The sequence below is a fragment of the Paenibacillus sp. 2KB_22 genome (genome assembly GCF_052115745.1).
In the GTDB taxonomy this organism is placed as follows: domain Bacteria; phylum Bacillota; class Bacilli; order Paenibacillales; family Paenibacillaceae; genus Paenibacillus.
The window spans coordinates 415,551-425,751 of record NZ_JBFRHG010000003.1 but is presented as its reverse complement, the minus strand read 5'-3'; the positions used below and the strand labels follow the sequence as shown (position 1 = coordinate 425,751).

Here is a 10,201-nt window from a genome sequence, read left to right as displayed (position 1 = left end):
GATCACTGCATAACTTTTTTTTGTTCTGGGTTAAATTGAATAAACTCACTAAAAGATTTTAAGAAAAATAACGGGATGAATAATAGCGTCATAGCTATGAAGCCTGATAATACGACGTACTTAATTGGATAAAACTCGGCCAGTAAGCCCCCCAATATCATGGCTAACGGTGCTAACCCCATGGAGAGGGTACCTTTTATGGAGGCTACCTTTCCCCTCATTTCCTGAATCACTGTCAATTGGATCGTTGATTCAATCAGTACATTCACTACTGCGTTAAACATACCGCCAATAAACAACAAAGAGATCATAAATATAAAATTATTCATCGTCACTGCAATTGTTAAAAAGATCCCTGCTAACAATCCTGAAACAGCAAGAATCAGGCTTTTGTTCTCAGGCTTAATACGAAATACAGATGTAAAAATCATTCCCGCAAGCATGCCAAGTGTGAAAATAGCAAGTGCAATCCCATATTTTGCTTCTCCCAGGTTTTCTGTGTTCTTGAACATAGGGGCAAGAAGTACGATGCTTATCGTAGCAAAAAAATTTAAAAAACAGGTCAATATAATCAGATCTCTAAGACCTTTTATCTTCCAGATATATGAGAATCCCTCCTTCATATCCTGCCAGAAATTATATTGCTGGTCCTGACTCGTTGACTTCGGTATCTTCATAAAAAATGAAAGAATAAAAGAAATGATATAGGAAATTCCATTAGTTAAGAACAGAATAGGCGGGCCTACGAAATGATACAACATACCGCCCGATGAAGGTCCAATAATTTGGGAGATAGCCCGTACTATGCTTAAATTGGCACTTGCTTGTACAATTCGGGACGAGGGGACGATGTCCGGTATAGATGATGTGACTGCAGGATTAAAGAAGGCTCCACAGATGCCTAATATAATGCCTGCAACAAAAGCCATCCAAATTTGCATAAATCCAAAAATGGCTGCAATACCAACGAAGGTGATACAAAGTCCTCTAATAAAATCCATTATTAAAATTATTTTTCTTCTGTCGGTCCGATCAATAATTACGCCTGCAAAAGAAGATATAAGAACTTTGGGAAACGTTGAAGCTGCTAATACTGCGCCCATCATCCCTGGCGAACCTGTTTCGTAGAGTATCCAAAAAGTTAGTGCAATTTCATAGATGGAATCGCCTAATGCAGAAACCAACTGTCCTTGCCAGAGTAAAAAGAAATTCGGGGTCCACAATCGATCTTTAGGTTCTCTTGTTTTCTTCATTATTCCTCCAATTGAGAGCTAAATAAAGGGAACCATGCTCGGTTAGGATTTACATCCGCTCACCCAGTACGATTCCCTTATTTGAAACCTATTTTTTCCCTATACTCCAACAATCGATAAATAATTCGGCTTGGTTAGCCTGTAACAACACTCTTACTAGCTACGAGCGTAGAGACCGCATCAATGGACTTGAAATTATTCAAATCCAAATCGTTGTTATTGATTTCAATACTGAATTCCTTCTCGATAAACATTACCAGTTGCATGGCGAAGAGAGAATTAACAACTCCAGTAGCAAAAATATCGTCATAATCGTTTAAATGCTGACCATTAAAAAATTTCCCTAAGTATTGTCTTGTTTTACTTTTAATTTCTTCCATCGTCATATATTTACACCTCTTCTTATTTTTTTGAACTTATACCAAACTGCTTGTATAAAATGGGTATGGATAGAACCCTTGGCCCGTTTTTCTTCCATGCGTCCCCGCTTCAGCCATTTTTCGAAGTAGCGGGCAGCACCGAAACTTGGGATCTTGATAGCTCTCGTAGAGAATATCGAGGGAATGAACAACGGTATCTAATCCGATCAAATCGGCCGTTTCAAGCGGTCCCATTTTATGCCCGAAACACTTCTTGAATATATCGTCTACATCCTTCGGATCTGCGACCTGGTCCTGAACAACAAACGCAGCCTCGTTCATCATTAGATGGGAAATTCGGTTAGACACAAACCCCGGGAAGTCATTAACGATGATTGCTTCTTTATGCAGAGAGGTGAGAAGTGCTTTGGTAGCTTCAACAGTCTCCTCTGAAGTATGATAACCTTTGATAACCTCCACTACCGGTTTCATTATGACTGGATTCATATAATGTGAGCCAATAACCTGCGTCGGCCTATTAGTGAGTGAGGCCACCTTGGTGATCGATATGCAAGAAGTATTAACAGCAAAGATACAGTGTGCCGGACAGATTCGATCAAGTTTTAAGTAGACTTCTTTCTTAGTCTCCCATTTCTCTGGAACGTTCTCGATAATATAATCAGCATCCTTCAATAACTCATAGTCAACAGTGAAATTGATTCGATTCAAGATAACCTCGGGCTTGTCCGCGATAAACTCTCTGGTATATAAACCTTGTAAACGAATATTGTTGGATATTTGCTCCTTTGCTTTCGAAAGAATAGCTTCAGAAATATCAACGAGTATCACATCGTAGCCTGCTAATGCAAAATTATGTGCGATTCCAGTCCCCATAACACCTGCGCCAATGACCCCGATCACTCTCACGTTCTTCTCCTCCTAAAAATAACTTGTCTCCCTATTCCCCGCCTGCCGCCACGCATTTTTTTACTGGGTACTTTGTAAACGTAAAAACTTCTTATACGTCAAGAATTTATAGTTCAGATTAATCATCCTTGATATTTTAGTTAGCGAATCTGCTAAGCTAACTTCCACAAAGCTTTCTACTCCCCAATCACCTATTTGTTGAATAGCAGCTTTCCAATTCATAGGACTTGCCATATTTTTGATAAGCTCATCTCTTAAATCTGAAGCATTTTGGATGACAGTCTGAGTAAATACTGATACGATCGGAGTCTCTCCATCTCGAATGAAAGTCTCATCTACAAGATCAATGAACGCCTTAATCCCTCGCGCCGCATAAGGAGAATGAAACCCATATGGCGTATTGATGACGGTGGCCTTGATGGCTCCCTCCTGCTCCGCGATTCGCAGAACCTGTTCGATGCTACTCTTGACACCTGACAGAACAAGGCATGACTCATTATTCTCACTGGCAATGAAGACATCGTTCTCCTTGGTGCCTTTGGCAATGAGATCGCAAACCTCGTCATAAGTCTTGCCTACGATCACGCCCATACCACATTCATCAGCATATCCTTTGGGATACTCATATATTGTCCGAAGCATGCGTAATCCATCTAAGAACGTAATCGATTGACCACAAGCCATCGCCGTGATCAAACCCATGCTATAGCCTACCATCATCGCTGGCCGTATACCCGCATCTACATAATCTTGATAAACCATATAATCGCAAGTATATATTGCAATCCAATCATAGAATAAGCCGTCGCATTCCATCTCCCGAGACTGAAAGAGATAGGCAAGTAAATCAAGCCCAGTCTCATCTTTGACGATGGAGCAGTATTGCTTTAAGATATCAAGCCTCTCTTTTTCAAACATACCCAAACAATCTCGATAGTCCGCACCGACACCCTGAAACAAAAACGCCCGCTGTGGATTAATTAACTTATTCATAACACGCCTCTTAATTCCGGCAGCAATTCGCTTTTTATAATATTTACGATTTTCTCGACATGATCATTAATAAAGAAATGCCCCCCGGTGAAATAATAAGATCTGCTCTGCTGCTCGCATAAATCAGCCCATACAATCTGCTGTTCACTATCAATCTTATCGTCTATGCCGCTCAGTACTGATATCTTGCATTTTATTTTCGTTGGTCTTTCCTTGAATGCATAGTTTTCCATGATCCTAATATCATTTTTCAATATTGGCATATAATAAGCCATAAGTTCTTTGCTCTGAGACAACTCTTCTTGAATGCCTCCTAGCGCAATTATTTTAGAAGCGAACTCACCATCAGGCATGCTGGAGTTAACAAACATATTGTCTCTTACTATGGGGGATTGCCTGCCAGAGAAAAAAATATGCTGCGGTCTATGGTACCCTTCTGCAATGAGCTTATAGTACAACTCAAAGATCAACAGTGTTCCCATGCTATGACCAAATAAAGCATAGGGCTCGTTGCTAATTCTATCTTTGATTATTGAAATGATGTCGTCGACCGCTTCTGTAATATCCTGGTAGAAGGATTGCCCGAATCTTTCCCCCCTTCCTCTAATTTCAATCGCCTCGATTTCGATCGAGGGGTTAGCAAATCTACTCCAGTTTGCATATGCACGCTTAGTGCCACCTGCAAACGGCAAGCAAAACAATTTCATTTGCACGCTCTCCTTTTTAACAGCATGGTGAACATCCTATTTAATTGATCAAGGAGTTGATCTCGGACAAAATATCATCTACCGTTTCATCATCGTTGACTTCAGCAGCGCTATCTTCTGTGGTTTCGAAGTTCATGGCTTCTGATAATAAATAATCGTTTAACTTTCTCAAAGAAGGATAGTTAAAAAATACAGATATATCTACTTGCAGATCTAACAGTGCTTTGATTTCGTTCCTTAATGAGAATATCATCAAGGAATCCACGCCTTGTTCAGTAAAGGAACTATCGATAGATAACTGGCTTTTATCGTTAAAACCGATAATTCGAGCTGCTGCGGCATGCAACATTCCTAATAGATACTCGTATCTCTCCGTTTCACCTAAACGACTCAGCGTAGTAATAACTTCCTCCTTAACGGAGGCAGTATCATTTTGTTGTCCGAATGCCTGATCCTTTGTAATAAAGTTCATTAAGAACTGTGTCACTTCATCCACACTGGTCTTCTGGCAGAATAGCTGCCAGTTCGCATCAGCTACGACAATCATAGGAAGATCCTTCAGGAATACTTTGTCTATCATTTTCATTCCCAGCTCTTTAGAGATTCCATAGATACCTTTGTTACCTATGTTCTTCAAGATAGCGCTGCTGCTTGTTGCCATTCCGGCTTCTTCCCAAGGTCCCCAGCATATCGACATCGCTGGCATTCCGAGGTTTCTTCTATATTCCGCGAAACGATCCATGAAGTAATTGGCTGCTGCATAATTCGCCTGTCCCATATTGCCAACTACCGAAGTAATTGACGACATCATAACAAAGAAATCCAAGCTCTCATCCTTCAGTGCATGATGTAAGTGAAAAGTTCCCTTCACCTTCGTATTGAATACATTCTCAAAGCTGCTCCAAGTCTGATCTTTAATCATCTTATCCTCGATAATGCCAGCAGCATGAACAACACCCTTAATCTTCATATTGTTCTGTTTAAGTTTTTGTACCACTGCGATGATGTCAGATTCGTTACTTACATCGACCTTTTCAACCGCAATTAAAACGCCCTTGCCTTTCCACTCCATCATGTTTTCAAGTAACTTGCCAGAAGCTTCGCTTCTATTCAAAAAGACGATGTGTTTGGCACCTCTTTGTATTAAATACTCTGCATAAATTTGACCAATCGTTCCCGTTCCACCCGTGATTAAATAGGTGGCTTCACCATCAATTTGGAACGTTAAATCCTCTTTATCACCATAACGCTTTGCGTTTCTAATCAACCTTGGGATATACCGCTTATGACGCTCTCTGAGGACAACCTGTTTGTTTTCCCCATACATGATTTCACCAATAATTTCATCAATCTGATCCTTTAACATTAAGAGGTCTGTATCGATAATGCCATCCCACAATGCTGTATGCTCGAGTCTAATAACCTCGGTGAACCCCCATAACGGTGCTTGATGGAGGGATGTAGGTGCCCCATCTATTTGATGCACATTATTCGTAATCACTGTAATACCCATTTTGTTTGTATAATTCAATTCCGTTATGGATTGCACGAGATATAGTAAGCCCCTGCTCTGCTGTTCCACCACCGCAAACAATTGACCTGCGCTTTGATGGTTTAAGCCAACATCTCTCGACGTGCTTAAATAAATGAGCTTGAAATTCTGGTTAGCGTATCGATTCGCAAATCTTTCCAACAGGGCTTTCATCTCGGTTTTGTTGTTGTACGAAACATAAAATACGTCATCTTCATGTTCGACGAATTGTTCCCCCTGTATGACTCGTATAGAGGAGATTCCCTTGCTTTTCAATCGATCATGGAAGCTGTCCACGATATCCGGATCATTTCCAAATAGAATCATTTTTTCATTGGAATTTGCTTGCACCCGCTTGTTTATTCTACTTTCTTCCATCCATTCCACATTATATAACATATGTTCACCGTTATTGTTTAACTCTTTGAGTAAGGTATCCCGTTCGGTTATCTTAGCCATGATATTTTCAATCTCAAATACGATTTCGCCCTTTTCGTTGTAAACATCAATATCGCCCACTACTCCGGACTTTTGAGAATCATTTACTTTCAAATGACACCAGTAACTTTCGGCCTCCCTGTAGTAATACTTCATTTTGCCCAATGAAATAGGAATGGCTGTTTTTAATGCATACTCTTCGATCTGTGAGTCCATTCTCATGCTCAATTCAGATACAAAGAATACGGATTGGAAAATGGAGTCTATGGTGCCTGCGTATACGATGTAATCTTGGGCATTGGGAATATCCTTCTTAGGTTCAATATAACAGACCCCTTCGGATTCACTCTTCCAAACCTTCGATATTCTTGTAAAACCGTCTCCTAAATTAAATCCAAATTTCTTCATCACATCATAGGCATTAAAGCCGGATGTTACTTCAGCGTATCTACCTTTAAGCTCTTCAATTGAAACACGTTTTTCAAATGCTGGATCTTGTTCTTGGGACATCAGAATATTCCCCTGACAATGTTTGATCCAATTCTCATTCGACGATTGTTGTTCCGTACTGACAAGTTCAAATTTCATTTGTTCTAGGTTTGTATCTTTAATTAGAAACTGTACGGTCCGTGTCTCGTCTTGTACCGCCGTTAACGGGGCATGAAATTCAACATTTGATATGGTACAGCTTGACGGTTGTCGAAAATCCTTTGCAATCGATATAAGCATGGACATATGGGCAGCAGCAGGTGCAATTGCTGTGTCAAAGATAATATGTTCTTGCATAAAATATGGATTCTCGCGCGTATAACTGCTCTGATACATCGTGCCATTCTGAAAGTAAGGGGTACTGATTTTCTGTCCAATAAGCGGATGATTTACCGTGTTTGATGCAGTATACACACGTTCCTCATGCGAGCACACGGGCTGCATCCAGTATGATTCCCGGTCAAATGCATACGTAGGTAATGCTACTCGATTGTGGTCGTGATTAAATTCCGTTTCTAATCCTCCCCAGTTAATCGTGACGCCATGGCAATACAATTCTCCCAGGCAATACATGACTTGCTCCCAGGCATTTTTCTTCATACCCAGGGAATTGACCAACATCTTCTCTTCACCAAGAATAAGCTTGCCCAGCGAACATAATGTTTTATTGGGACCGATTTCGACAAAAATTGTATTTTTCTCATCCTTTAATTGGGATAATGCATGATAGAACTCGACGGGATCTTTAATATGATTCGTCCAGTAATCCGCGTCTAACAATTCTTCATTCTCCAAGGCTCTTCCGAGGGTAGCCGATATATAACCTAGCTTGCTGCTTCTAAATCCCACCTCATTCTTGGTAGCCATTCTGAATTCTTCCAATATTGGAGCCATAAGATGTGAATGGAAAGCGTGAGAGACATGTAGTCTATATACATTTATTTGTTCAGTTTCTGCTTTTTTGGATACTTCCTCTACAGCATTCTTCTCACCTGATATCACGATATTATGTTCCGCATTATGCAGTGCAATCGATACCTTATCCTCATATCCCTGGAGTAAAGCTTCAACCGTAGCTTTATTTGCATAAATAGCAGACATTGCTCCCTCTCCCGGAGCGGAATCCATTAATCGGCCGCGGAGTGCAACCAACTTAACGGCGTCCTCGAGGCTCAAGATGCTTGCTGCTACTGCTGCTGCATATTCTCCTATGCTATGACCAAGGACGATTTCAGGCGTAACACCAACGCTTTTCCAGAATTTAAGTAATGCAAACTCTATTGTAAAAATTAACGGCTGTGCGTAGAAGGTTCTTTCAATATCTTTGCTGGAATATTTGTCACTATAAATCAGGTCTGCTAACGATTGGTTTACATAGGGTTGGAACAACCGATCACATTCGTCAAATGCCGATTTAAATGTAGGATTATGGTCATACAATTCTTTTCCCATTCCTAGATACTGAGATCCTTGTCCCGTGAATAGAAATACAATTTTCTTATCCTGTTGAGCGGTCAATTTATCATGAGATATTGTTGAAATCCCCACTCTATTGTTCGTATCCAGATATGCTTGTAACCTTTCTATTATTTGTTCTCTATTACTGCCGTAAACCGTAAACCTGTAAGGGAAATCAGCCTTGCCTTCGTTGTTGGTTCCAACGTAATCTTTCATAGAGATGTTAGGATTATTTTTCAAGTATGCAAGATTGGTTTTAATATTTTCATGTAATGAATGTTCGCTTTTGGCAGAGATTTTTATAATTGAGATAGAATCTGCACCCTTCATATGATGCAGTAACTCTTTTTTAGGCGGCTCTTCTAGTATAATGTGAGCATTAGATCCACCAAAACCAAATCCGTTGAGGCCAACTCTTCTTAACCTGTCTTCTTTTTTCCAAGCTTTATTCTCGGCAACAACGGAAATCGGGGATTTGTCCCATGGGATAAAGGGATTTGGTTCATTGAAGTTCAAATTAGCAGGTATAACCTCGTTTTTGAAAGCCAACAGTACCTTGATAATGCCTGCAAGTCCTGCTGCAGCTTCCAGATGCCCAATATTAGACTTAACTGAGCCAATCTGAATCGGATTGTCCATCGCCCGATCTTTGCCATAGGTGTTGACAACAGCTTTCACCTCAATCGGATCTCCCAGTTTTGTACCGGTCCCATGCATTTCTAAATAGTCAACATCAGAATGTCTCAGTCTCGCATCTTGTAGCGCTTTCATTATTACCTTCTCCTGTGCAAGACCATTGGGTGCTGTTAATCCGTTGCTTTTGCCGTCTTGATTGATCGCGGTTCCTTTTACGATACCGAGTATGTTGTCGTTATCTTTGATTGCATCACGAAGGCGTTTCAAAATTAGAACTCCGCCGCCCTCGCCTCGTCCATATCCATTCGCCGCAGCATCAAAACTTTTACTTTGTCCATCGACAGAGATAGCCTCTAGTTTGGAAAAACACACATGCACCGCAGGTGAAATCATCAAATTCACTGCGCCTACAACCGCAGTATCTATCTCGCCTGATTTCACGGCTTTACTTGCCAAGTGAAGTGCTGTCAGGGAGGAAGAACACGCTGTATCCACGCAAAAAGACGGGCCTTCGAAGCCAAAAGTGTACGATATTCTGCCACATGCCGTACTAAACGTTGTTCCCGTAAGCGAGTAGGCATCAATCTTGCTTAAATCACCAGATTTATAGTGGGCAAACGAATATTCTTCGCCTGCAATCCCAATATATACGCCAGTGTTGCTTCCATAATGCTGCGAGATATTAATGCCCCCGTTTTCAAAGGCTTCCCATGTCAACTCAAGCAACAAACGTTGCTGTGGATCCAGCTGCTTGGCTTCTTTGGGCGATATATTAAAAAACTTACGGTCAAATTGATCGATGGGTACGTTCAAAAAACCTCCCTTTCTTGAATACATCTTTCCAGGCTCTTCTTTGTCAGCACTATAATAGTTATTCACGTCCCAGCGATCCTCAGGCATGTCGCAAATGCCGTTAATCCCATTAATTAGTACATCCCAATAATCCTCCGGACTATTCGCACCACCGGGAAAGCGGCAGCTGATCCCTACGATCGCAACATCATCCTGGTCTTCATTTTCTGCTTTATCTTTCCTCAGATCTACATTTTCTCCAACTTGTTGATCTAGTTTGTTTAATTTGTTATATAAGTAGTCAGCATACAGATTAATGTTGGAGTTCTCGAATATCGATGATACTTCGATATCAACCCCGAATTGATGAGATACTTCTTTCATAAACAAAGGTACATTAATAGATTCCAATCCGAGGCTGATGAATGGTTCATTATAATCCATGACTCTTTCGTCCAAAATATTCTCCACTAAATCAGCCAAATACGAGATGATTTCTTGTTTTGTATACAGACTTTCTGAACTCATGCCACTTCAACTCCTTCTTCCTATGCTTGAAACAATTTTTCATCTCTTGAGAACTTGCCAGCACCAAGGTAATTTCGTTGGTAATGGATC

6 protein-coding genes are annotated in these 10,201 nt (G+C 40.6%); all 6 read right to left on the bottom strand.

Going from position 1 to position 10,201, the window contains the following annotated elements:
• Positions 1-2: 2 nt before the first annotated feature.
• The 6 genes from AB4111_RS20815 to AB4111_RS20790 all read right to left on the bottom strand — a co-directional run bounded on the left by AB4111_RS20815 (position 3) and on the right by AB4111_RS20790 (position 10,111).
• On the bottom strand, positions 3-1,253 hold the full coding sequence (locus tag AB4111_RS20815; protein ID WP_442033056.1) for an MFS transporter: 1,251 nt from the start codon (positions 1,251-1,253) through the stop codon (positions 3-5).
• A gap of 134 nt (positions 1,254-1,387) precedes the next feature.
• Positions 1,388-1,639, bottom strand: coding sequence for an acyl carrier protein (locus tag AB4111_RS20810; RefSeq protein WP_442033055.1), 252 nt, complete (start codon positions 1,637-1,639; stop codon positions 1,388-1,390).
• Positions 1,640-1,669: 30 nt separating this feature from the next.
• The gene (locus AB4111_RS20805; RefSeq protein WP_442033054.1) at positions 1,670-2,539 is read right to left on the bottom strand and encodes a 3-hydroxyacyl-CoA dehydrogenase family protein; all 870 of its coding nucleotides are present in this window, start codon (positions 2,537-2,539) and stop codon (positions 1,670-1,672) included.
• A gap of 60 nt (positions 2,540-2,599) precedes the next feature.
• Positions 2,600-3,532, bottom strand: coding sequence for an acyltransferase domain-containing protein (locus tag AB4111_RS20800; RefSeq protein ID WP_442033053.1), 933 nt, complete (start codon positions 3,530-3,532; stop codon positions 2,600-2,602).
• On the bottom strand, positions 3,529-4,239 hold the full coding sequence (locus tag AB4111_RS20795) for a thioesterase II family protein (protein WP_442033052.1): 711 nt from the start codon (positions 4,237-4,239) through the stop codon (positions 3,529-3,531). The genes AB4111_RS20800 and AB4111_RS20795 overlap by 4 nt, the downstream gene beginning before the upstream one ends.
• Positions 4,240-4,279: 40 nt before the next feature.
• Entirely contained in the window at positions 4,280-10,111 is a 5,832-nt protein-coding gene (locus AB4111_RS20790) for a type I polyketide synthase (protein WP_442033051.1), read from the bottom strand.
• Positions 10,112-10,201 lie beyond the last annotated feature (90 nt).